General features: G+C 68.7%; 21 protein-coding genes. 12 read left to right on the top strand and 9 right to left on the bottom strand.

Annotated features, from left to right (window positions below; all coding sequences use genetic code 11):
- The first annotated feature begins 5 nt into the window (after window positions 1-5).
- The 7 genes from AB0D59_RS01570 (at window position 6) to trxA (ending at window position 9881) form a co-directional block, all read left to right on the top strand.
- Window positions 6-2423, top strand: coding sequence for a DUF6049 family protein (locus AB0D59_RS01570; RefSeq protein ID WP_362559422.1), 2418 nt, complete (start codon window positions 6-8; stop codon window positions 2421-2423).
- A 46-nt stretch (window positions 2424-2469) separates the two neighbouring features.
- Complete coding sequence (gene murJ / locus AB0D59_RS01565; RefSeq protein WP_362559420.1) at window positions 2470-4830, top strand: murein biosynthesis integral membrane protein MurJ; 2361 nt, start codon at window positions 2470-2472, stop codon at window positions 4828-4830.
- A 119-nt stretch (window positions 4831-4949) separates the two neighbouring features.
- A complete protein-coding gene (locus AB0D59_RS01560) occupies window positions 4950-6671 on the top strand; it encodes a serine/threonine protein kinase (protein ID WP_362559417.1) in 1722 nt (573 codons plus the stop codon).
- A gap of 34 nt (window positions 6672-6705) precedes the next feature.
- Complete coding sequence (gene sigM, locus AB0D59_RS01555; protein WP_362559414.1) at window positions 6706-7431, top strand: RNA polymerase sigma factor SigM; 726 nt, start codon at window positions 6706-6708, stop codon at window positions 7429-7431.
- Window positions 7428-8342 carry a hypothetical protein gene (locus AB0D59_RS01550; protein ID WP_362559412.1) on the top strand — a complete coding sequence of 305 codons (915 nt, stop codon included), beginning with the start codon at window positions 7428-7430 and terminating at the stop codon, window positions 8340-8342. The genes sigM and AB0D59_RS01550 overlap by 4 nt, the downstream gene beginning before the upstream one ends.
- 191 nt (window positions 8343-8533) lie before the next feature.
- Complete coding sequence (trxB, locus tag AB0D59_RS01545; RefSeq protein WP_362559410.1) at window positions 8534-9502, top strand: thioredoxin-disulfide reductase; 969 nt, start codon at window positions 8534-8536, stop codon at window positions 9500-9502.
- Window positions 9503-9548: 46 nt separating this feature from the next.
- A complete protein-coding gene (trxA, locus tag AB0D59_RS01540) occupies window positions 9549-9881 on the top strand; it encodes a thioredoxin (protein ID WP_351695853.1) in 333 nt (110 codons plus the stop codon).
- A gap of 88 nt (window positions 9882-9969) precedes the next feature.
- Here the strand turns inward: trxA and AB0D59_RS01535 are convergent, their stop codons facing one another.
- The 9 genes from AB0D59_RS01535 to rpmH form a co-directional block, all read right to left on the bottom strand.
- Complete coding sequence (locus AB0D59_RS01535; RefSeq protein ID WP_362559407.1) at window positions 9970-10587, bottom strand: GNAT family N-acetyltransferase; 618 nt, start codon at window positions 10585-10587, stop codon at window positions 9970-9972.
- 392 nt (window positions 10588-10979) lie between these two features.
- Window positions 10980-12092 (bottom strand): ParB/RepB/Spo0J family partition protein, encoded by a 1113-nt coding sequence (locus AB0D59_RS01530; protein WP_362559405.1) that lies wholly within the window; start codon window positions 12090-12092, stop codon window positions 10980-10982.
- Complete coding sequence (locus AB0D59_RS01525; RefSeq protein ID WP_351696270.1) at window positions 12089-13162, bottom strand: ParA family protein; 1074 nt, start codon at window positions 13160-13162, stop codon at window positions 12089-12091. The genes AB0D59_RS01530 and AB0D59_RS01525 overlap by 4 nt, the downstream gene beginning before the upstream one ends.
- Window positions 13163-13460: 298 nt before the next feature.
- Window positions 13461-14177 carry a 16S rRNA (guanine(527)-N(7))-methyltransferase RsmG gene (gene rsmG / locus AB0D59_RS01520; RefSeq protein WP_362559402.1) on the bottom strand — a complete coding sequence of 239 codons (717 nt, stop codon included), beginning with the start codon at window positions 14175-14177 and terminating at the stop codon, window positions 13461-13463.
- A 117-nt stretch (window positions 14178-14294) separates the two neighbouring features.
- On the bottom strand, window positions 14295-14804 hold the full coding sequence (locus AB0D59_RS01515; protein WP_362559400.1) for a R3H domain-containing nucleic acid-binding protein: 510 nt from the start codon (window positions 14802-14804) through the stop codon (window positions 14295-14297).
- Between the two features lie 15 nt (window positions 14805-14819).
- Window positions 14820-16139 (bottom strand): membrane protein insertase YidC, encoded by a 1320-nt coding sequence (yidC, locus tag AB0D59_RS01510; RefSeq protein WP_362559398.1) that lies wholly within the window; start codon window positions 16137-16139, stop codon window positions 14820-14822.
- 3 nt (window positions 16140-16142) lie between these two features.
- Window positions 16143-16508 (bottom strand): membrane protein insertion efficiency factor YidD, encoded by a 366-nt coding sequence (gene yidD / locus AB0D59_RS01505; RefSeq protein WP_362559395.1) that lies wholly within the window; start codon window positions 16506-16508, stop codon window positions 16143-16145.
- Window positions 16505-16876 (bottom strand): ribonuclease P protein component, encoded by a 372-nt coding sequence (gene rnpA, locus AB0D59_RS01500; RefSeq protein WP_362559393.1) that lies wholly within the window; start codon window positions 16874-16876, stop codon window positions 16505-16507. Before rnpA ends, yidD begins: the two co-directional genes overlap by 4 nt.
- Before the next feature lie 21 nt (window positions 16877-16897).
- Window positions 16898-17035, bottom strand: coding sequence for a 50S ribosomal protein L34 (gene rpmH / locus AB0D59_RS01495; RefSeq protein ID WP_005482975.1), 138 nt, complete (start codon window positions 17033-17035; stop codon window positions 16898-16900).
- A 373-nt stretch (window positions 17036-17408) separates the two neighbouring features.
- Here rpmH and dnaA point away from each other — a divergent pair, with 373 nt between their 5' ends.
- The 5 genes from dnaA to AB0D59_RS01470 all read left to right on the top strand — a co-directional run bounded on the left by dnaA (window position 17409) and on the right by AB0D59_RS01470 (window position 24173).
- Window positions 17409-19349 carry a chromosomal replication initiator protein DnaA gene (dnaA, locus tag AB0D59_RS01490; RefSeq protein ID WP_362559390.1) on the top strand — a complete coding sequence of 647 codons (1941 nt, stop codon included), beginning with the start codon at window positions 17409-17411 and terminating at the stop codon, window positions 19347-19349.
- A 954-nt stretch (window positions 19350-20303) separates the two neighbouring features.
- Window positions 20304-21434 carry a DNA polymerase III subunit beta gene (dnaN, locus tag AB0D59_RS01485; protein ID WP_351695869.1) on the top strand — a complete coding sequence of 377 codons (1131 nt, stop codon included), beginning with the start codon at window positions 20304-20306 and terminating at the stop codon, window positions 21432-21434.
- A 177-nt stretch (window positions 21435-21611) separates the two neighbouring features.
- Window positions 21612-22487: a phosphogluconate dehydrogenase (NAD(+)-dependent, decarboxylating) gene (gene gnd / locus AB0D59_RS01480; protein WP_362559387.1), complete on the top strand. Its 876-nt coding sequence runs from the start codon at window positions 21612-21614 to the stop codon at window positions 22485-22487.
- Between the two features lie 40 nt (window positions 22488-22527).
- Entirely contained in the window at window positions 22528-23649 is a 1122-nt protein-coding gene (gene recF / locus AB0D59_RS01475; RefSeq protein ID WP_362559384.1) for a DNA replication/repair protein RecF, read from the top strand.
- The gene (locus tag AB0D59_RS01470; protein ID WP_362559382.1) at window positions 23646-24173 is read left to right on the top strand and encodes a DciA family protein; all 528 of its coding nucleotides are present in this window, start codon (window positions 23646-23648) and stop codon (window positions 24171-24173) included. The genes recF and AB0D59_RS01470 overlap by 4 nt, the downstream gene beginning before the upstream one ends.
- Window positions 24174-24185 lie beyond the last annotated feature (12 nt).

Raw genomic sequence — 24185 nt, 5'->3', positions numbered from 1 at the left:
AGCGCGTGGCCGAGGCGGCAGACATCCAGGGGACGCCCTCACCTGCCCGTCGCTGGCTGCGGCGCACCGGAGCACTGCTCGCGGGTGCGCCTCTGCTGGCCGCACTGGTGCAGCTGCCCGCCGCGGTTCCGGCGCAGGCGGCCGACTCGGACACGGTGTCCGTTGCCCTGGACTCGCTCAGCCCCAGCGCCCCCACCGACGGGGACACGCTGACGGTCTCCGGCACGGTGACCAACAACGGCAAGCAGGCCGTCACGGACGCCCATGTGGACCTGCGTGTGGGTTCCCAGCTCAGCACGCGCTCCGCGATCGACTCCGCCGCCCGGCACCCCGCCGACCTGAATTCGAGCCTCGGCACCGCGGTCGGCGGCAAGTACACAGAGGACTTCGACTCGCTCGCCCCGGGGGTCGCCGAGCACTTCAGCATCTCCGTGCCGGTCGACAAGCTCGACCTGGGCCAGGACGGGGTGTACCCGTTCGGCGTCTCGCTGTCCGGCCAGACGTCCGCGCAGCCGTGGGAGCAGGTGCTCGGCATCCAGCGGACGTTCCTGCCATGGCAGCCCTCCGAGGCCGACACAAGGACCAGGACTACGTATCTGTGGCCGCTGATCTCCACGGTCCATGTGACGGCGAAGACGGGCGCGGGTGAACTACAGACGCCGGTCTTCCTCGACGACGACCTCGCCAAGGAGATCTCACCCGGCGGCCGGCTGGCGCAGATGCTGTCGCTCGGCAAGGACCTGGACGTCACCTGGGTGATCGACCCGGACCTGCTGGCCTCCGTGGACGCGATGACCCGCAGCTACCGGATCCAGGGCGCCGGCGACAGCACCACAGCCGGCACCCATCAGGCGGTGGCCAAGCAGTTCCTGGCCGATCTGCAGGACGCGGTGGCGGACAAGGAAGTCGTGGCCCTTCCCTTCGCCGACCCGGACCTGGCCTCCCTCGCCCACAACGGCACCAGCGTGACCGGCTCGCTGAGTCATCTCAAGGACGCCACCGACGTCGCCGCCACCACGGTGGAGACCGTTCTCCATGTCACACCGAGCACCGACTTCGCATGGCCCGTGAACGGTGCCGTCGACCCGTCGATCATCAAGGTCGCCACGTCGGCGGGCGCCGACAAGGTGATCGCCCGCAGCGACAGCCTCCAGGAGACCGGCGGGCTGCCCTACACGCCCTCGGCGGCACGTCCGATCGGCGGCGGCACGACGGCGGTGGTCGCGGACGCGCGACTGTCCACGGCGTTCCAGGGCGATCTGACGAAGGCGGACTCGGCCACCCTCGCGGTGCAGCAGTTCCTGGCCCAGAGCCTGGCGCTGAACACGCAGACCGACAAAGAGCGCAGCATCGTCGTCGCCCCGCAGCGGATGCCGTCGGCGAGCCAGGCCCAGGCGATGGCGACGGCGCTCACCGCGTTGCAGGACGGCAACTGGTCGCAGTCCCAGGACCTCGCGGCCGCGGCCAAGGCCAAGCCCGACCCCGGCGCGACCACGAAGATCCCCTCGTCGTCCGCCTATCCCTCCGCGCTGCGCAAGCAGGAGCTGCCCCGGACGGCCTTCGAGCAGATCGCCCGTACCCAGGACAAGCTCGACAACTTCCAGGTGATCCTCACCAACCAGTCCCGGGTGGTGACCCCCTTCGGGCGGGCCATAAACCGTGAGATGTCCACGTCCTGGCGAGGCCGCGGCAGCGAAGCCGACATCTTCCGCACGGACGTGGAGTCCTGGCTCGACAGCCTCCTCGGCCAGGTCAAGCTGATCGACAAGTCCGAGACCAAGCTCTCCGGCCGCAGCGCCACCATCCCGGTGACCGTCCAGAACAACCTGGTCCAGGGCGTCGACCACCTCGTCCTGCGGCTCACCTCGACCATGCCGACCCGACTCGAGATCGGCGGCAAGGCCTACTACGAGCAGCCGGTCGAGGTCTCCGGCGGCCACACCCAGTCCGTGAAGTTCTCCACGTCGGCCAACGCCAACGGCCGGGTGGAGGTCATCGCCCAGCTCTACACCGAGGACGGCCAGGAGTACGGCGCCCCCGTCCGGTTCGACGTGAAGGTCACCGAGGTCACGCCCACCGTGATGCTGGTCATCGGCGGCGGTGTGCTGCTGCTGGTGCTCGCCGGGTTCCGGATGTACACCCAGCGCAAGCGGGCCGCCGCCCGCCGTGCCGAGGAGGGCGACGGTCCCGACGAGACGGGCGAGGGCACCCCGGACACGCCGGGGACCCCGGAGACTCCCGAGGCCCTGGAGACCGAGGACACCGGCCCGGCGGGGAACTCCGACGCTCGTGAGGATCGTCTCCGGGAAGAGTCGGGGGCCCGCTCCGGGGCAGACGACCCGGAGCAGCCGAGTGACCCGACACCGGACACCGCACCGGAAAGCGCCGACCCGTCCGGGACGGGTGAGAGAGTGGACCGTTGAGCGATGTCGTGGCCGGTGTGGCCCGGGACGATGAGGTGGGGTAACCATGAACGCGCCGTACGACGGTGAACGCGGCCAGGGCGCGGCCGGTTCGGGCTACCCCGAGCCGCCGCCGGAGGCCGGCCAGGTCCCGCCGCAGCAGCACGCGGCTGACATGTACCTCCAGGACGCCTACGACCAGGACCCCTACCGGGCACAGGACCTCTCCGCCCAGGACCCGGTCGCCGAGGCGCTCTACGACCGCGCCGCGCACCCCCCGCCGCCCCCGGGCACGTACCCGCAGCAGCCGCTGTACGGCCAGCCCGCGCAGTCACCGTACGCCCCGGACCCGCATGTGTGGGCCCAGACCCCGCCGCCTGAGCCGGAGGGCCCGACCCAGTACCTGCCATACGGCGACAACCCGCGCACGACCCAGTTCGTGGGCGTGGACGATCTGGTCACGCACTCCGGTGAGGAGCGCCACGAGCCGGACGCCTTCGCGCACCTCTTCCGGGACCAGCAGCAGGGCAGCGGCAACCCGCAGACGGATCCCCGGTCCGTACCGGGCTCCGCCGACCAGTACCCGGCTCCCGCCGGCCAGTACCCGCCCCTCGCCGGCCAGTACCCGCCATCCTCGGGCCAGTACCCGTCGCCGCCGCAGGTCCCCGCCGCCCAGAACCAGTACGCGGCCCCCCAGTTCCCGCAGGCGCCGTCCGCACCCGGGACCCCCGCCGCCGAGCCGGTGCCCGCCGCTCCGGCGGCCCCCGCAGCACCCTCTGCCCCTGCGGCCAAGAAGGGCGGGCGTGCCTCCGGGCTGCTGAAGTCCAGTGCCGTGATGGCGGCGGGCACGATGGTCTCCCGCCTCACGGGTTTCGTCCGCTCCGCACTGATCGTCTCCGCCCTGGGCGTGGGTCTGCTCGGCGACACGTTCCAGGTCGCCTACCAACTGCCGACGATGATCTACATCCTGACCGTCGGCGGCGGCCTCAACTCCGTCTTCGTGCCACAGCTCGTGCGGGCCATGAAGGAGGACGAGGACGGCGGCGAGGCGTTCGCCAACCGTCTGCTCACCCTCGTGATGGTGGCGCTGGGCCTGCTCACCGCGGCCACGATCGCGGCCGCGCCCTTCCTGATCCGCCTGCTGTCCGACTCGGTCGCCAGCGACCCGGCGGCCAATGACGTCGGCATCACCTTCGTCCGCTACTTCCTTCCCTCGATCTTCTTCATGGGCATCCACGTGGTGATGGGTCAGATCCTCAACGCGCGGGGCAAGTTCGGCGCGATGATGTGGACGCCAGTCCTCAACAACATCGTCATCATCGTCACCCTCGGCCTGTTCATCTGGGTGTACGGCACCGCCGCGCACTCCGGCATGAAGGTCACCACCATCCCGCCGGAGGGCCAGCGGCTGCTCGGCCTCGGCGTGCTGCTCGGCCTCGTGGTCCAGGCCCTCGCGATGATCCCCTACCTGCGCGAGACCGGGTTCCGGCTGCGGCTGCGCTTCGACTGGAGGGGCCACGGCCTCGGCAAGGCCGCCACCCTCGCCAAGTGGACCGTGCTGTTCGTCCTCGCCAACCAGGCCGGTGCGCTCGTCGTCTCCCAGCTGTCGACCTCGGCGGGCAAGCACTCCCCGGTCGACGGCACCGGCTTCGCCGCCTACGCCAACGCCCAGCTGATCTGGGGCCTGCCGCAGGCCATCATCACGGTCTCCCTGATGGCCGCCCTGCTGCCACGGATCTCCCGCTCGGCCGCCGAGAACGACACGGGCGCCGTCCGCGACGACATCTCCCAGGGCCTGCGGACGACCGCCGTCGCCATCGTCCCCATCGCCTTCGGCTTCGTGGCACTCGGCATCCCGATGTGCACCCTGATCTTCGGTTCCTCGGGCACCAGCGAGGCCACCAACATGGGGTACATGCTGATGGCCTTCGGCCTCGGCCTGATCCCGTACTCGGTGCAGTACGTCGTCCTGCGTGCGTTCTACGCCTACGAAGACACCCGCACCCCGTTCTACAACACGGTCATCGTCGCCGCGGTCAACGCGGGCGCCTCGGTCACCTGTTACTTCCTGCTTCCGGCTCGCTGGGCGGTGGCCGGCATGGCCGCCTCCTACGGCCTCGCCTACGCGATCGGCGTGGGTGTCGCCTGGAAGCGGCTGCGCAAGCGGCTCGGCGGCGACCTGGACGGCTCCCAGGTCACCCGCACCTACGCGCGGCTGTGCATCGCCTCCGTCCCGGCCGCTCTGCTCAGCGGTGCGGCCTGCTACGGCATCGGCCACACTCTGGGGCAGGGCGTGATCGGTTCCTTCGCCGCGCTGCTGGCCGGCGGAGCGGTACTGCTGGGCGTCTTCTATGTGGCCGCGCGCCGCATGCGGATCGAGGAGCTCAACTCCCTCGTGGGTATGGTGCGCGGGCGTCTGGGTCGCTGAGGTAGGGGTACGCGCACAACCATCGTCCGTCGCCGTGTGTCGTGCATAGCGGCAGACTGTGGGCACAATTGGATTCGGCGTCGGACAGCGTGCAACGGATGGGGAGGCAGGGAACGACGGTGGCGGAACGGAGCACGGCTGCCGTCGACGTGGCAGACAACAGCGGTGACAAGCCGCTGACCGCCAAGGCGGAGCAGTCCACGGCCGACGGGGTGGCCCAGAACCCGGAGCGGGACACGGACAGCGAAGAGGCACAGGGGAGCGGCACAGCCGCGAGCCCAGGGAAGAAGGCTTTGCCTCCCGAACTGCACAGCGGTCACAAGCTCGCCAGACGCTACCGTCTTGAGGAGTGCGTCACCCGTCTGGACGGATTCAGCAGTTGGCGTGCGGTCGATGAGAAACTGCGGCGCGCCGTCGGCGTGCACATCCTGCCGGCCGACCATGCGCGCACCCGCGCCGTGCTGGCCGCGGCCCGCTCTGCCGCGCTGCTCGGGGATCCCCGGTTCGTACAGGTCCTGGACGCGGTCGAGGAGAACGACCTCGTCTATGTGGTGCACGAGTGGCTGCCCGACGCCACCGAGCTGACCGCGTTGCTCGCGGCCGGCCCGCTGGAGCCGCACGACGCCTACCAGATGGTCAGTCAGATCGCATCCGCGATGGCGGCCGCCCACCGCGAGGGGCTGGCCCATCTCCGGCTCAACCCCAACGCCGTGCTGCGCACCTCCAGCGGTCAGTGGCGTATCCGCGGCCTCGCGGTGAACGCGGCGCTGCGCGGCATCAGTTCCGACAGCCCGCAGCGCACCGACACCGAGGCGGCCGGCGCCCTGCTGTACGCGGCGCTCACCCAGCGCTGGCCGTACCAGAGCGACGCCTACGGTCTACCGGGGCTGCCCAAGGACGTCGGCCTGATCGCACCCGACCAGGTGCGTGCGGGTGTCCACCGCGGCCTGTCCGAGCTCGCCATGCGGGCCCTGATCAACGACGGAGCCACCGCCTCCCGCCACGAGTCCGCGTGCACCACGCCGGAGGAGCTGGTGAAGGCGATCGGCGAGATGCCCCGCATCCGCCCGCCGGAGCCGTCGTTCACGGCACCGCCCGAGTACCAGCGAACCACCTACCAGCAGGGCACCTACGGCCGCCCCACGCCTCCCGGCGTGACGCAGGCCCTCCAGGCCCCGCCGCCCCCGCTCCAGAGCCGTACCGGCAAGGCCCTCAAGTGGGCGGTCTCCGCCCTGCTGATCGCCGCGCTGGGCCTGGGCAGCTGGCAGCTCGCGGACGCCCTGATGAACCAGGGCGACAAGTCCGACGACCCCACGAACACCCAGCCTTCGGACGACGGGGACAAGAGCAGCGCAAGCCCCGCGCCCGCCGCCGCGATAAAGATCCAGAACGCGCAGGAGTACGTCGCCGACGGCGGGGCCCAGCATCCGAACGACGTGAAGCTGAGCTACGACGGCAATACCTCGACGTACTGGAAGACCAAGAGCTTCACAGACGGTCCCGAGCTGGCCCCCTACAAGCCCGGCGTAGGCATCGTCTACGACCTCGGCTCCGCCAAGGAACTCGCCACGGGGACCATCTCACTTCGCTACGCTGGCGATCACACAACGGTCGACCTGTACGCGGCCGACTCGCTGACCCCGGGGTCGATCAGCTCGATGACGAAGATCGGCAGCATCACCACCACCGGAAACACCGCCACGGTGAAGGTCAGCAAGAAGGTGAAGAGCCAGTACGTCCTCGTGTGGCTCACCGCCGTGCCGTACTCGGGCAACGACTCGGCCGCGTATGCCGGACCCGGCTACAAGCAGGCCATCACCGAAGTGAAGTTCACAGGCTGACGTCTCACCGGAGGCACCGAAGGCGGAGGGGCAGATGGCGGAGGGGGCCGGATACGACGGAGTGAGCGATCAGGACCTGCTCGCCCGCCATGTGGAAGGTGACCCCGACGCCTTCGGTGAGATCGTGCGACGGCATCGGGACCGGCTCTGGGCGGTCGCGCTGCGGACCCTGGGTGACCGCGAGGAAGCCGCTGACGCCGTCCAGGACGCTCTGGTCTCCGCCTACCGGGCCGCCCACACCTTCCGGGGCCAGTCGGCCGTCACGACCTGGCTGCATCGGATCACGGTGAACGCCTGTCTTGACCGGGCCCGCAAGGCGGCCTCCCGCAAGACCGCCCCCGTCGACGACACCGAGCGCCTCGAGCAGTTGCTGGAGCCGCATGAATCGGCCTCCGCTCCGGCCGAGCGCAACGATCTGCACCGCCAGCTCCTCGAAGCCCTCGGCACGCTGCCGCACGATCAGCGCGCCGCCCTTGTCCTCGTCGACATGCAGGGCTACCCGGTCGCGGAGGCGGCCCGGATCCTCGATGTGCCCACGGGGACGGTGAAGAGCCGCTGTGCCCGCGGCAGAGCCAGACTCCTGCCGCTACTCACCCATCTACGGCCAGAAAACACCGGCGACGAGAACGTGCCGGGCCCGGCACGGAACCGGGCGGAGGGGACATCCGTCCCACCGGCAGCGAGGCCTCAGAACGGGGGCTCACAGGAGACCGGGCCGAGTGATTCAGCCGCAGTGAAGGGCGGAGGTGGGCGAGCGTGACTTCCACGACAGACACGACCGGGCACCCGGACGTCGCGGAGATCTCCGACCTCACCGAAGGCCTGCTCCCGGATGCCCGGACCGCGGAGGTACGACAGCACCTGGACGAGTGTGAGCTCTGTGCCGACGTCCACGCTTCGCTGGAGGAGATCCGGGGCCTGTTGGGCGCACTGCCGGGGCCGTCGCGCATGCCGGCTGACGTCGCGGGCCGGATCGACGCCGCGCTCGCCGCTGAGGCACTGCTGAACGCCACGGCACCCGAGACACATGTTTCACGTGAAACATCGACCCTCGCTTCGCCCCCAGTGAACCGTCCCGCCGGACGGTCGAGCGCTTCGACCGGTCCCGGCCGCAAGGACCGCGGGCACGACCGCGGACAGGCGCAGGGAAAGGGACGCGGCCGACGCCGTCGGACCGTCGTTCTCGGAGCTGTCTTCACCGCGGCCGTCCTGGGCGCCGGTTCGTTCTTCCTCCAGTCGCTCGGCGGCGATGGGCCGCCTACCGCGCAGGGCAAGCCGACGAGCTCAGCGGAGGGCTTCTCCAAGGGCGCCCTCCCGACAGAGGTGGAGAACCTCCTCGGCACGAAGACGAGCCCGCGTGGCTCCAATAAGCCGGACCTGGGAATCCAGGGCGAATCCACTTCGCCCGGCTCCACGGACTCGCCCTACACCACCCGGATCCAGCCCTCGGTGCCGGTGCCGCCGTGCGTCCGCCAGGGCATCAGCCAGAACGACGACGTCCTCGGTGCGAAGAAGGGGACGTACGGGGGGAAGGATGCATTTCTCGTCGTCCTCCCCGATACCTCCGACAGCACCCGGGTGACGGTCTTCATCGTCGACGCCACGTGTGAGAGCCGGTCGTCGGCATCCCCTGGCGAGGTTCTGCTGACGGAGTCCCTGGCACGTCCCTGAGTGGTCTTCGACCCCTGGGAGCGGAGGGACGCATCCTCCCGCCTGGCGTGGAAATCCGTACGGTGTGGGATGCCCGTGTGCCCGGACACACCGGGAATGCGCGCCCCGTAGGATCCGTTGGGTGGGGTGAGAGCTTCTGACAAGAACTCCCACCGGTCGAATGACGTAGACCAGAGACGAGGAATCAAGTCGTGAGCGACGTCCGTAACGTGATCATCATCGGCTCCGGGCCCGCCGGCTACACGGCGGCGCTCTACACCGCGCGCGCGTCGTTGAAGCCCCTCGTGTTCGAGGGTGCCGTCACCGCGGGCGGTGCGCTGATGAACACCACCGAGGTGGAGAACTTCCCGGGCTTCCGCGACGGCATCATGGGTCCCGACCTCATGGACAACATGCGCGCCCAGGCCGAGCGCTTCGGTGCCGAGCTGATTCCGGACGACGTCGTCTCCGTCGACCTGACCGGTGAGATCAAGACCGTCACCGACACCGCCGGCACGGTCCACAGGGCGAAGGCCGTCATCGTCACCACCGGCTCCCAGCACCGCAAGCTGGGTCTGCCGAACGAGGACGCCCTTTCCGGCCGTGGTGTCTCCTGGTGCGCCACCTGTGACGGGTTCTTCTTCAAGGAGCAGGACATCGCTGTGATCGGCGGCGGCGACACCGCGATGGAGGAGGCCACCTTCCTCTCCCGGTTCGCCAAGTCCGTCACGATCGTCCACCGCCGGGACACCCTGCGCGCCTCCAAGGCGATGCAGGAGCGCGCCTTCGCCGACCCGAAAATCAAGTTCGCCTGGGACAGCGAGATCGCCGAGGTCCAGGGCGAGCAGAAGCTGGCCGGTCTCAAGCTGCGCAACGTCAAGACCGGTGAGCTCTCGGACCTGCCGGTGACGGGCCTGTTCATCGCGATCGGCCATGACCCGCGCACCGAGCTGTTCAAGGGCCAGCTGGACCTGGACGAGGAGGGCTACCTGAAGGTCGACGCGCCCTCGACGCACACCAACCTGACGGGTGTGTTCGCCGCCGGTGACGTGGTGGACCACACCTACCGCCAGGCGATCACCGCGGCCGGTACCGGCTGCTCCGCTGCTCTCGACGCCGAGCGTTTCCTCGCCGCCCTCGCGGACGAGGAGAAGGCAGAGCCCGAGAAGACCACCGTCTGATCATCCCCCTTCCGCCCCACCGCACGAACGAGTAAAGGAGCCCGCCGTGGCCGGCACTCTGAAGCATGTGACCGACGCCGACTTCGAGGAGGTCGTCCTCAAGAGCGACAAGCCCGTCCTGGTGGACTTCTGGGCCGAGTGGTGCGGCCCGTGCCGCCAGATCGCCCCGTCTCTTGAGGCCATCGCCGCCGAGCACGGCGAGAAGATCGAGATCGTCAAGCTGAACATCGACGAGAACCCGACGACGGCCGCCAAGTACGGCGTTATGTCGATCCCCACCCTGAACGTGTACCAGGGCGGCGAGGTTGCCAAGACGATCGTCGGTGCCAAGCCGAAGGCGGCGCTCCTGCGCGACCTCGACGACTACATCGCCGAGTGACGTTTCACGTGAAACACGAATGGGCCAACCCCTCGGGGTTGGCCCATTTGCTTTGAGGACTCGCTTCGATCAACTGCGGGGCACTCACTTAGAGCGGCCGTAGCACTGGTTCCTTCTGTACGGCTCCCAGGAGCCGATCGAGCGCCAGCTCCACGTCTTCCTTCCAAGAGAGCGTCGTCCGCAGCTCCAGCCGCATCCGTGGATGCACGGGGTGCTGCCGGACCGTCTTGAAACCCACGGCCAGCAGATGGTCGGCGGGCAGCAGACAGGCCGGCTCCTTGTAGCGGGCGTCGCCGAACGCCTCGATCGCCTTGAAGCTCCGGCGCAGCAGATCCTTGGCGACTGTCTGGACCATCACGCGCCCGAGCCCCTGTCCCTGGTAGCCGGGCATGATGTAGCCGGTGATGAGCTGGACGGCGTCCGGTGACACCGGACTCGTGGGAAATGCCGTGGAGCGCGGGACGTAGGCGGGCGGAGCGTAAAGCACAAAGCCCACAGGTACGTCGTCGACATACACCACCCGGCCGCACGATCCCCAGTCGAGCAGCACGGCGGAGATCCAGGCCTCCTTCTCCAACGCGGATGTGCCCGCCTTTACCGCTGCTTCGCCGCTGACGGGATCCAGTTCCCAGAAGACACACGAGCGACAGCGCTTGGGAAGGTCCTGAAGGTTGTCCAGCGTGAGCGGTACGAGCCGACGCCCCATGAAGGCTGTTCCTCGCTTCCTTCGCCCGCAGCATCGCGAGCGGCTGTCAGAGCGTTGCGTTCTCTGAGCAGACTGCCGACGAATCCGACGGTCGCGCCCAGTCCCAGGCCCGCGCTCACCAGTCCGGTGCGGCTCATCGATCGCATGGCTCCCGCCTCCCATTCAGAGGTGCTGCCAGCCGTCAGGTGGATCCGCCGTACCCGAACGCATCGTATCCACACAGCGATTCCATCGATACCGCCTGAAAGCAAAGAGCGGATCGTGTTCCGGTACACACCGGACACGATCCGCTCTCGGACGGACAGGGGACAGGGCGCCGACGCGGGCGGAAACCACCTTGGTCCCGCGCGAGAACACCCGCCACGGTCCCGGGCAGAACGCCCCCGGGACGGTCAGTCCTCGGATTCCTCAGGACCCGCGGAGTCGGCGTCGTGGATCCCCTGGTGGAGGACCGGGCCCTCGCCCGGGGCGAGCGTGCCGAGGATCCGCTCAAGGTCTTCCATCGAAGCGAACTCGACGGTGATCTTGCCCTTCTTCTGGCCCAGGTCGACCTTCACCCGCGTCTCGAAGCGGTCCGAGAGCCGGGTAGCGAGGTCGCTCAGCGCCGGGGAGACCCGGGCGCCCGCACGCGGCCCCTTGGCACGGGCGGTCATCTGCGGCCGCGAGCCCATGAGGGTCACGATCTCCTCGACAGCCCGCACCGACAGCCCCTCGGCCACGATCCGGTGGGCCAGCCGGTCCTGCTCCTCCGAGTCATCGACGGAGAGCAGCGCCCGAGCGTGCCCGGCCGACAGGACTCCGGCGGCGACTCGGCGCTGGACGGCCGGCGAGAGCTTCAGCAGCCGCAGGGTGTTGGAGACCTGCGGACGGGAGCGCCCGATGCGGTCGGCCAGCTGGTCGTGCGTGCAGTTGAAGTCCTTCAGCAGCTGGTCGTAGGCGGCGGCCTCTTCCAGCGGGTTCAGCTGGGCGCGGTGGAGGTTCTCCAGCAGCGCGTCCAGGAGGAGCTTCTCGTCATCCGTCGCCCGGACGATCGCCGGGATGGCCTGCAGGCCGGCCTCACGGCAGGCCCGCCAGCGCCGCTCGCCCATGATGAGCTCATAGCGCGAGGGACCCAGCTGGCGTACGACGACCGGCTGTAGGAGGCCTACCTCCTGGATGGAGGTGACCAGCTCCTGCAGTGCGTCCTCGTCGAAGACCTCACGCGGCTGGCGCGGATTCGGCGAGATGTCGTCGAGGGGGATCTCCGCGAAGTAGGCGCCCACCGGGGAAGGGGGCACTTCCGGAGCCACACCGAAGACCGAGGGCTCCTCAGTCTCATGTGAAACAGCCGGCAGCGTCGTCACCTTGGCGGCGGCGACCCCACGGTCGGTCGTCAGTACCGGGACCACCGCGGAGGACGAAGATCCCGTACCGCCCACCGCTGTCTGGGCCGGAGTCTTCTCTGTCGGGGCAGCTGGGATCAGTGCGCCGAGACCACGCCCCAGCCCCCTCCGTCGCTCGCTCACTGGATCCCCTCCACCATGCTCGGATTACTCTGTGCGCCAATGTGGGCCTGCGTCGGGTCGTAGCTGACGCCGAGACCCTTGAGCGCGATTTCTCGGGCCGCCTCAAGGTAGGAGAGGGCACCACTCGATCCAGGATCGTAGGTCAGTACCGTCTGCCCATAGCTCGGCGCCTCGGAGATACGGACAGAGCGAGGAATGCTCGTCCGCAACACCTCGTCGCCGAAGTGGCTGCGCACCTCGTCCGCGACCTGGGAAGCAAGACGCGTCCGGCCGTCGTACATGGTGAGCAGGATGGTCGACACATGCAGTGTGGGGTTGAGGTGCCCCCGCACCAGGTCGACATTGCGCAGCAGCTGGCCGAGGCCCTCCAGAGCGTAGTACTCGCACTGGATCGGGATGAGCACCTCGGCGCCCGCGACCAGCGCGTTGACCGTCAGCAGGCCGAGCGAGGGCGGGCAGTCGATGAGGATGTAGTCCAGCGGCTGTTCGTACGCCTGGATCGCGCGCTGAAGCCGGCTCTCGCGTGCCACCAGGGACACCAGCTCGATCTCCGCACCGGCGAGATCGATCGTGGCGGGGGCGCAGAAGAGGCCTTCGACGTCCACTACCGGCTGGACGACCTCAGCCAGCGGCTTGCTCTCGACCAGCACGTCGTAGATCGATGGAACTTCGGCGTGATGATCGATCCCCAGCGCGGTGGAGGCATTGCCCTGTGGGTCGAGGTCGATCACCAGGACGCGGGCACCGTGGAGTGCCAGCGATGCGGCAAGGTTGACGGTCGTCGTCGTCTTGCCCACACCGCCCTTCTGGTTGGCGACCACCATGACTCGGGTCTGCTCCGGACGTGGCAGGCCTTCGCCGGCGCGACCCAGAGCCTCCACCGCAAGTTGGGCAGCACGACCGATGGGAGTGTCGTCCATCGGAGGCGGTGTTTCACGTGAAACATCCGCCCCCATCGACTCGGTACGGGGACCGGGGACCGGATCGGTCATCGGTCCCGCGATGTTGGCGTCGGACCGCAAGGATTCACTCTCCTCGACTTCAGGCTCGCAATGAACAGAGCCTCCCATGCCTTCGGGGTCGTGAACCAGTGAGGCCTGTTCTTCTGTGGAGAAATCCACCTCTGTGGACAACTTCCTGCCCCGCAGGAGGGACGGAGTGTCACCAGAGGCCTCTTCTCTGAGGGAACCGAGGGGCTTTCGGTCGCGCGGTTCGGCCGCAGCGCGGCCCCGGCCGATGATGCCGTGCAACAGTGAGCGACGTTTCACGTGAAACACGATGCACAGCGAGCAGTACCGAAAAGCCGCGACACTCCGTCATGCGTAGGTTTGGCAGCTTGTGTGGAGTACGTCTGGTCGTCAGGACGGATCAGCGGCGCCTACGCGTCCGGCCAGTACGAGCCGCCTTCGCCCGCTTCGCCGCGAAGCGCACACCCCCCGGACTCTCCCCGACCTCCACCCGCACGACGGTGGACAGCGGGTCCACCACCCCCTCACCCACATGCAGGATGGACGTGGACACCGCGCCGAGCTTGGCGAGGGCGGTGGCCGCAGCCTTCAGCTCCTCCTCCGCCGTGTCCCCCTTCAGGGCGAGCATCTCGCCGTAGGGCCGCAGCAGCGGGATGCCCCAGGTGGCCAGCCGGTCCAGCGGGGCCACAGCACGCGCCGTCACCACATGCACCGGAGGCAGCTTGCCCATGACCTCCTCGGCGCGACCACGCACGACGGTCACATGGTCCAGGCCCAGCAGCTCGACGACCTCGGTCAGGAAGTTGGTGCGCCGCAGCAGCGGCTCCAGCAGCGTGATGTTGAGGTCTTCCCTGACCAGCGCCAGCGGAATGCCCGGCAGGCCGGCACCGGAGCCGACATCGCACACCGTCACCCCTTCGGGAACAGCCTCGGAGAGCACCGCGCAGTTCAGCAGGTGCCGCTCCCACAGGCGAGGTACCTCCCGTGGGCCGATCAGACCACGCTGCACGCCTGCCTCGGCGAGCAGCTCCGCATAGCGGACCGCATCGGCATAGCGCTCGCCGAACACTTCCCGCGCCTGCTCAGGCGCCGGGGGGAGCTCTGCAGCCTCCGTCACGGGGACCGTCCTTCCGTACAGCGCCGGCGCTTCACGCACCGGCCACCAGAACTACCAGGCTGACAAAGTTCGGCCCCGCCTGCTCAACAGACGGGGCCGGTGAAACGGGGGGACCGATCAGGCGGGCAGCACGACGACGAACCGCTGCGGCTCCTCGCCCTCCGACTCGCTGCGCAGTCCGGCGGACTTGACCGCGTCGTGCACGACCTTGCGCTCGAACGGGCTCATCGGCTTGAGCTTCACGGGCTCGCCGGTGCTCTTCACCTCGGCAGCAGCCTTGGCACCCAGCTCGGAGAGCTCGGTGCGCTTCTTGGCGCGGTAGCCCGCGATGTCGAGCATCAGCCGACTGCGGTCACCGGTCTCCCGGTGCACAGCCAGGCGGGTCAGCTCCTGAAGCGCCTCCAGCACCTCGCCGTCACGGCCGACCAGCTTCTGCAGGTCGCGGCCGCCCGCTTCGCTGATGATCGACACAGAGGCGCGGTCGGCCTCGACATCCATGTCGATGTCGCCGTCGAGGTCGGCGATGTCCAGCAGACCCTCGAGGTAGTCCGCCGCGATCTCGCCCTCCTGCTCCAGGCGGGAGAGGGTGTCTGCACCCTCGGCAGCGGAGGTGGTGCCTTCCGTCACGGGATGGGCTCCTTCTTACTTCTTGGACGGGGACTTGGGGCGCTGCGGACCGCCCTTGCGCTGACCGGACTGGGCCCTGCTGCGGCCGTTGGAACCGCCCTTCGGGGGCTGCTGCCGGGCGGCCGGCTTGGCGTCCTGCGGCTCGTCGGACTTCTCCAGCGAGGTCGTCGGCTCGGCAGAGTCCTCCTTCTCGGCGGAGTCCTCCTTCTCAGCAGAGGCCGCCGGCTCGCCGGCCGCCTTCGCGCTGCCGGACTGACGCTGGGCCTTGGTCTGGCGCTTGGGCTGCTGACGCTTGGCCGCACCGGTGGTCACGACGCCGTCCTCGGTCTCCGCGGCGGCCTGAGCCTCGCCCTTCACCACGGCGCCGTCGGCCTGGGCCACGAGGCCCGCCTTGGTCAGCGCGTTGATGAACTTGCGCTCGAACTCGTTGCGGTCCCGGCCCTTGGCAACGATCGCCTTGATGATGGTGCGCTCGCTGCGCTTACCGGCCTTGCCGTGGTGCGTGACGTGCTTGGTCAGACGCTCCAGGTACGCGGCCTGAGCCTTGGAGCCCGGGGTCGGGTTGTTGCGGATGACGTACATCTGCTGGCCCATGGTCCACACGTTGGTGGTCAGCCAGTAGACGAGGACACCGACCGGGAAGTTGATGCCGAAGACGGCGAACATGACCGGAAAGACATACATCAGCATCTTCTGCTGCTGCATGAACGGCGTCTTCACGGTGGTGTCGACGTTCTTCGTCATCAGCTGACGCTGCGTGTAGAACTGCGACGCCGACATCAGGACGATCATGATCGCGGTGACGACCCGGACGTCGGTCAGGGAAGCGCCGAGCGCCTCCACCTTCGACGACCCGTCCGTGAACTTCGCGGCGAGCGGGGCACCGAAGATGTGCGCCTTACGGGCGCTGGCGAGCAGCGGGTCGTTGATGACGCCGATCGTCGAGCCCGTCGCGATGCCGTTGAGCACGTGGTACAGGGCGAAGAAGAACGGCGACTGCGCGAGGATGGGAAGGCACGAGGAGAGCGGGTTGGTACCCGACTCCTTGTACAGCTTCATCATCTCTTCGGACTGACGCTGCTTGTCGTTCTTGTAGCGCTCCTGGATCTTCTTCATCTCAGGCTGCAGCGTCTGCATGGCCCGGGTCGCCTTGATCTGCTTCACGAAGAGCGGGATCAGGCAGATGCGGATCAGGATCACCAGAGACACGATGGACAAGCCCCAGGCCCACCCCGTGTCGGGACCGAAGATCTTCCCGTACACCGAGTGGAACTGGACGATGACCCATGAAACGGGTGTCGTGATGAAGCTGAAAAAGCTGGCAATCGTGTCCACTAATCATGCTCCTTGGGCATGGGACGAAGTCTCTGCGGCCGGGCTCGAAGGAAGCTCGGAAGCAAGCTTCTCCTCGGTGGCCGGTTCGGCGGCGGAGGGCCCGCCCTTGCGTGCACGCCAGGCGCCACGCAGCATTTCGTGCCACCGCGGTCGCTTACGCGGAGGAACATGATCCACACCGCCGAGCGACCACGGATTGCACCGCAGGATGCGCCAGGCAGTGAGCGCCGTCCCCTTGATCGCACCGTGCCGGTCAATGGCTGTGTAGCCGTAGTGGGAGCACGACGGGTAGTACTTGCACACCGGCCCCAGCAACGGACTGATCGTCCACTGGTACAGCTTGATCAGAGCCAGCAGTGGGTACTTCATCGCGCGCCCCCTCCCAGTAGCCGTTCGATGGCGGCATCCAGGTCTCGGGCCAGCTGTCCATGGTCGGCGTCGCCCGCTCCGGGCAGCGCTCGTACGACTACCAGGCTACCGGGGGGAAACAGGGCGACTCGGTCACGCATCAGGTGACGCAGTCTGCGCTTGACTTTGTTGCGCACGACCGCGCCACCCACTGCTTTGCTCACGACGAAACCCGCACGCGTCGAGGGAGCGCTCTCCCCAGGCGCGTGCGGGTCCGTGGCACCGCTACGAAGGTGGACGACGAGGGACGAGCGGCCGGCCCGGCGACCTCGTCGTACAGCGGTCGCGAAGTCCTCGCGCCGCCTCAGCCGGTTCTCGGTGGGCAGCACGATGTCATGACCTGATCGGAATCAGGCGGACAGGCTGGCGCGACCCTTGCTGCGGCGGTTCGCCAGAATCGCGCGACCGGCACGGGTGCGCATCCGCAGGCGGAAGCCGTGGGTCTTGGCACGACGACGGTTGTTCGGCTGGAAGGTGCGCTTGCTCACTCGGGGGCTCCAGAAATCAAATCGGTGTGGCGGGTGCCGTCCTGGCTGTCACCGTGCGCCCACGAGTAGCTCGCATCACGCCCGAGTGCACCGCTTCCCGATCACCTTCAGCGATCTGTGCCCATCGGAGGCAGGCGGCAGCAGCCATCGACAACTCGACCTGGTTACGGTACGCGGGGCTACGCCATTCGGTCAAACCAGCAGTGACGGAGAGACACTATCCACAGGCTGGGGACAACAACTTGAACCGCACCCGCCACGCTGACTACCGTGGCTGAACTCCGATTCGTTCCTTTATCCCCGCCCGACCCGATATTCATCCCGACCCGTCCTCGAACCACACGTTCGTGGGACCTGTGAGAGAGCGTGCCCTGTGGCTGACGTACCTGCCGATCTTGCCGCAGTGTGGCCACGAGTACTGGAGCAGCTCCTCGGTGAGGGCCGCGGTCAGGGTGTGGAGGGCAAGGACGAACACTGGATCCGACGCTGCCAGCCGCTCGCCCTGGTCGCGGACACCGCTCTGCTCGCGGTACCGAACGAATTCGCGAAGAACGTGCTGGAGGGCCGGCTCGCGCCCATCGTCAGCGAGACGCTGAGCCGCGAGTGCGGGCGCCCGATCCGGATCGCGATCACCGTGGACGACTCCGCGAGCGAACCCCCGACCCCGCCGGCACCCCCCGTGCAGCCACAGCGTTACGAGGAGCCCGAGCTCCCCTCCCCGCAGTACGAAGGCGGATACGGCCGACACCGCGCCGACCACCCGCCCGAGCAGGGCGGCCGCGACCAACCGCCGCCCCCGCGCGCCGACCAGCTTCCCACCGCCCGGCCCGCCTACCCCTCCGAGTACCAGCGCCCCGAACCCGGCGCCTGGCCCCGCCCGGGGCAGGACGAATACAGCTGGCAGCAGCCCCGCCTCGGCTTCCCCGAACGCGACCCCTACGCCTCACCGTCGCAGGACACCTACCGCTCGGACGGTTACGGCGACGCCTACTCCCAGGATTACCGGCCCCAGCAGCCGATGGACCGGCCGCCGTACGAGCAGCAGCGCACGGAGTACGAACCGCAGCGCCCCGACTACGACCGTCCCGAATACGAACGGTCCGACTACGACCGTGGCGACTACGACCAGCGGGACACCGGCCGCCGCGAGCGGTCCGAGCCGCCGGGCGGGCCCGGCCAGGGCCGCCGGGGCGGTCCGGGACGCCCGGACCTGCCGGCCGCGCCCGGCGCGCCCGGACCGCTGGGCGCCAAGCCCGCACCGGCGTCGGGTCCCGGCGAACCGACCGCCCGCCTCAACCCCAAGTACCTCTTCGACACCTTCGTCATCGGCGCGTCCAACCGCTTCGCGCACGCGGCCGCGGTCGCCGTCGCCGAAGCACCCGCCAAGGCCTACAACCCCCTCTTCATCTACGGGGAGTCGGGACTCGGCAAGACGCACCTGCTGCATGCGATCGGGCACTACGCGCGGAGCCTCTACCCCGGCACGCGCGTGCGCTACGTGAGCTCGGAGGAGTTCACCAACGAGTTCATCAACTCGATCCGCGACGGCAAGGGCGACAGCTTCCGCAAGCGGTACCGCGAGATGGACATCCTGCTCGTCGACGACATCCAGTTCCTCGCGGACAAGGAGTCGACGCAGGAGGAGTTCTTCCACACCTTCAACACGCTCCACAACGCGAACAAGCAGATCGTGCTGTCCAGTGACCGGCCGCCCAGGCAGCTGGTGACACTGGAGGACAGGCTGAGGAACCGTTTCGAGTGGGGCCTGACCACCGATGTCCAGCCGCCGGAACTGGAGACGCGCATCGCGATCCTCCGCAAGAAGGCGGTCCAGGAGCAGCTCAACGCACCGCCGGAGGTGCTGGAGTTCATCGCCTCCCGGATCTCGCGCAACATCCGTGAGCTGGAGGGCGCGCTGATCCGGGTGACGGCGTTCGCGTCGCTCAACCGGCAGCCGGTGGACCTGGGGCTGACGGAGATCGTCCTCAAGGACCTGATCCCCGGCGGCCAGGACGCGACGCCGGAGATCAGCGCGACGGCGATCATGGCGGCGACCGCGGACTACTTCGGGCTCACGGTCGAGGACCTGTGCGGCAGCTCGCGCGGCCGCCAGCTGGTCACCGCGCGGCAGATCGCCATGTACCTGTGCCGAGAGCTCACGGACCTGTCACTGCCGAAGATCGGGGCGCAGTTCGGCAACCGGGACCACACGACCGTGATGCACGCCGACCGGAAGATCCGGGCGTTGATGGCGGAGCGGCGGTCGATCTACAACCAGGTGACGGAGCTGACGAACCGCATCAAGAACGGCTAGTTCTACGGCGTTCAGGGCGCCCTTGGGAGAGATCCCCGGGGCGCCTTTCGGCGTCCTGGGGTGGCTCGGCAGGGGGTCGCCGCGGGTCCGTCCATGGTTGCTCACGCGGTTCTCCGCGCCTCTGACGGGGCGCGTCCACCGAGCGGCGCCGCGAAGGTGCGCCCCTCAGCTGTTCGATTACCGGCCTGGTTACGGGCGTCCTCCACAGATTTGCCGACTTTCTTGCGTCCACACCCTGGGGACTGTGAAGTTGTCCCGAACGTCGTCCACAGGCCGACGGGTGAAAAGGCATCGGGCCAGCTCAGGGGGCTGTGGAATCGTGGACGACGGATCTCCACAGGCTGTGGACGAGGAAGGCATCCACAGCCTGTGTATGAAGTTGTCCACCGATACCTCACAGGCTGAGGGGTGGTTGTCCCCAGCGATTCCCAGCTTCTCCACATGGCTGTCCACTGTTCGGCAACGTGACGCGCCGGCTCACCGTGTCGAGTGAAAGGCGTCACACGAAGCTGCCGGGTTGGCCTGTGGGAAAGGTGGGTAAAGCTGGGGACGGCGCTGGGGAGAAGTCGCCTCGGGCTGTGCACGGTGTGTGCAGAACTTTCTGTTCTCCACAGAGACACCTGGTTGTCCACCGGCTTAACCCACAGGGGCAGTGGATAAAATCTGGCCCCTGACCTGGGAAAACGGGGTTATCCACGGTATCCACAGCCCCTACTACTACTCCCAACTAGAGAGAGCTGGGAATCCGTTTCGAAGAGGGCCCTGTGCACAACTCGCTCTTCGGCCTTTGACCGCGCCTCGTCACGACTTGACCTCGACGGGCACCAGCTGTCAGTGCGGTGCGTCAGACTGGTCCCCGGTGTTCTTCCCCTCACCGGGGTTCACGACACCGAGTCAGACGACGAAGACGCAGCAGGGCGAGAAGCCCCGGCAACAGCAGGAGGCGGGCTTACGGTGAAGATCCGGGTGGAACGCGACGTACTCGCGGAGGCAGTGGCCTGGGCGGCACGCAGCCTCCCGGCCCGTCCGCCGGCGCCGGTCCTCGCCGGCCTGCTGCTGAAGGCCGAGGACGGCCAGCTGAGCCTGTCCAGCTTCGACTACGAGGTCTCCGCGCGGGTCAGCGTCGAGACCGAGGTCGAGGAGGAGGGCACGGTCCTGGTCTCGGGGCGGCTGCTCGCCGACATCTGCCGTGCCCTGCCCAACCGGCCGGTGGAGATTTCCACAGACGGTGTACGGGCCACGGTGGTCTGTGGATCGTCCCGGTTCACGCTGCACACCCTGCCGGTGGAGGAGTACCCCTCGCTGCCGCAGATGCCGAACGCGACGGGCACCGTCCCCGGTGAGGTCTTCGCCTCCGCCGTCTCCCAGGTGGCCATCGCCGCCGGGCGTGACGACACCCTGCCGGTGCTGACCGGTGTCCGCATCGAGATCGAGGGCGACACGGTCACCCTGGCCTCCACCGACCGGTACCGCTTCGCGGTCCGTGAGTTCCTGTGGAAGCCGGAGAACCCCGAGGCGTCCGCGGTGGCCCTGGTGCCCGCCAAGACGCTCCTGGACACCGCCAAGGCCCTCACGAGCGGCGACAGCGTGATCCTGGCGCTGTCCGGCTCGGGCGCGGGCGAGGGGCTCATCGGTTTCGAGGGCGCGGGCCGGCGGACGACCACGCGGCTGCTCGAGGGCGACCTGCCGAAGTACCGCTCACTGTTCCCGACCGAGTTCAACTCCGTCGCCGTGATCGAGACCGCCCCCTTCGTGGAGGCCGTCAAGCGTGTCGCCCTGGTGGCCGAGCGGAACACCCCGGTGCGGCTCAGCTTCGAGCAGGGCGTGCTGATCCTGGAGGCCGGCTCCAGTGACGACGCACAGGCTGTGGAGAGGGTCGACGCGCAGCTGGAGGGCGACGACGTCTCGATCGCCTTCAACCCGACCTTCCTGCTCGACGGTCTGAGCGCGATCGACTCGCCGGTGGCCCAGCTGTCGTTCACGACGTCCACGAAGCCGGCGCTGCTGAGCGGGAAGCCGGCGCTCGACGCGGAGGCGGACGAGGCGTACAAGTACCTGATCATGCCGGTGCGGCTGAGCGGCTGACGTTGTCCACAGCTGTGCACAGTGCCGCCGCCTCCCTGTGGGTGGCGGGCGCTGTGCCCGGGTGGGTTTCCCCAGGTGAGCGGCTGGGCCCACAACTGTGCACAAAGGGTCGCGATTAGGCTCGGGCGCGGCACGAAAGTGCCTCTCCTGCCACACCGCAACCTAAGGAACCAACTGATGGAGCTCGGTCTCGTCGGCCTCGGCAAGATGGGCGGCAACATGCGCGAGCGGATCCGCCGCGCGGGCCACACCGTCGTCGGATACGACCGCAACCCGGACCTCGCCGACGTCCACAGCCTGGAAGAGCTTGTGGGCAAGCTCAGCGGGCCCCGCGTGGTGTGGGTGATGGTCCCGGCCGGGGCGCCGACCCAGTCCACGGTCGACGAGCTGGCCGAGCTGCTGGAGCCCGGTGACGTGGTCGTCGACGGCGGCAACTCCCGCTGGACGGACGACGAGCGGCACGCCGAGGAGCTGGCGGCCAAGGGCATCGGTTTCGTCGACTGCGGGGTCTCCGGCGGTGTCTGGGGCCTGGAGAACGGCTACGCGCTGATGTACGGCGGTGACGCCGAGCACGTCGAGAAGGTGCGGCCGGTCTTCGAGGCGCTCAAGCCCGAGGGCGATTTCGGTGCGGTGCACGCCGGCAGGGTCGGCGCGGGCCACTTCGCGAAGATGGTCCACAACGGCATCGAGTACGCGATGATGCAGGCCTACGCTGAGGGTTGGGAGCTCCTGGAGAAGGTCGACTCCGTCACGGATGTGCGCGAGGTCTTCCGCTCCTGGCAGGAGGGCACGGTCATCCGTTCCTGGCTGCTCGACCTCGCGGTGAACTCCCTCGACGGGGACGAGCACCTGGACAGGCTGAAGGGTTTCGCTCAGGACTCCGGCGAGGGCCGGTGGACGGTGGAGGCCGCGATAGACAACGCGGTGCCGCTTCCCGCGATCACCGCCTCGCTGTTCGCGCGGTTCGCCTCCCGGCAGGAGGACTCGCCGCAGATGAAGATGATCGCCGCGCTGCGCAACCAGTTCGGCGGCCACGCCGTAGAGGCGAAGTAGAGACGAAGTAGCAGGTCACGGGGAGGTCGGCGAAACACCCATGCACGTCACGCATCTGTCGCTGGCCGACTTCCGCTCCTATGCCCGGGTCGAGGTTCCGCTCGACCCGGGCGTCACCGCCTTCGTCGGCCCCAACGGCCAGGGCAAGACCAACCTCGTCGAGGCCGTCGGTTATCTCGCCAACCTCGGCAGCCACCGGGTCGCCTCCGATGCTCCCCTGGTCCGGATGGGCGCCGAGCGGGCGGTCATCCGGGCGCAGGTGCGGCAGGGCGACCGGCAGCAGCTGGTCGAGCTGGAGCTCAACCCGGGCCGGGCCAACCGTGCCCGTATCAACAGGTCCTCGCAGGTCAGACCGCGGGATGTGCTGGGGATCGTACGGACGGTGCTGTTCGCGCCGGAGGATCTCGCGCTGGTGAAGGGCGACCCGGGTGAGCGGCGGCGCTTCCTGGACGAGTTGATCACGGCGCGGTCGCCGCGGATGGCCGGTGTGCGGTCCGACTACGAGCGTGTCCTCAAGCAGCGGAACACCCTGTTGAAGAGCGCGGCCCTTGCCCGGCGGCACGGTGGCCGTTCGATGGATCTGTCCACGCTGGACGTGTGGGACCAGCACCTCGCGCGGGCCGGTGCCGAGCTGCTCGCCCAGCGGCTCGACCTGATCGCCGCGCTCCAGCCGCTGGCCGACAAGGCGTATGAGCAGCTGGCGCCGGGTGGTGGCCCGGTCGGGCTGGAGTACAAGCCGTCGGCGCCCGGTGAGGCGCACACGCGTGAGGATCTGTACGGCCAGGTGATGGCGGCGCTGGCGGACGCCCGCAAGCAGGAGATCGAGCGGGGTGTCACGCTGGTCGGTCCGCACCGCGACGACCTGGCCCTCAAGCTGGGGCAGCTGCCCGCCAAGGGGTATGCCTCGCACGGCGAGTCCTGGTCGTACGCGCTGGCACTGCGCCTGGCGTCGTACGACCTGTTGCGTGCCGAGGGCAATGAGCCGGTGCTGGTGCTCGACGACGTGTTCGCCGAGTTGGACGCGCGGCGCCGGGAGCGGCTGGCGGAGCTGGTCGCGCCCGGGGAGCAGGTGCTGGTCACCGCTGCTGTGGACGACGATGTGCCGCACCTACTGACCGGTGTGCGGTACGTGGTGGCGGACGGGGTGGTGGAGCGCGCGTGAGCACCGACGGATCCGCTCCGAAGAAGGAACCCTCCGGTGTCGACCTGGCGCGCGTGGCGCTCAGGGCGGCGAAGGAGGCGGCACGCGCGCGTGGTGACGCGGCGCAGCAGAAGAAACAGGCGCGGCGTGGTGGTCTGCGCTCCGGCGCGCGCGCCGACGGCCGCGATCCGATGGCGCTGGGTTCGGCGATCAACCGGTTGATCACCGAGCGCGGCTGGGAGACCCCGGCCGCGGTGGGTGGGGTGATGGGCCGCTGGCCGCAGATCGTGGGCGAGGATCTCGCCAAGCACTGTGTGCCTCAGCGGTATGACGAGGACGAGCGGGTGCTGGTCGTCCAGTGCGATTCCACGGCCTGGGCGACCCAGCTGCGTCATCTCTCTCCCGCGCTGGTCGCACGGCTGAACGAGGACCTGGGGCATGGCACCGTTCGGATGATCAAGGTGCTCAATCCCGGCGGTCCGCCCCGGCGCTACGGCCCGTTGCGCGCCCCCGGGAGCACGGGCCCCGGCGATACCTACGGGTGACTTGCGTCACGT

Source organism: Streptomyces sp. NPDC048417 (assembly GCF_040651615.1).
Lineage (GTDB): Bacteria > Actinomycetota > Actinomycetes > Streptomycetales > Streptomycetaceae > Streptomyces.
Note: the sequence above shows the minus strand (reverse complement) of the source record. Positions and strands in the feature narration are given on the sequence as shown.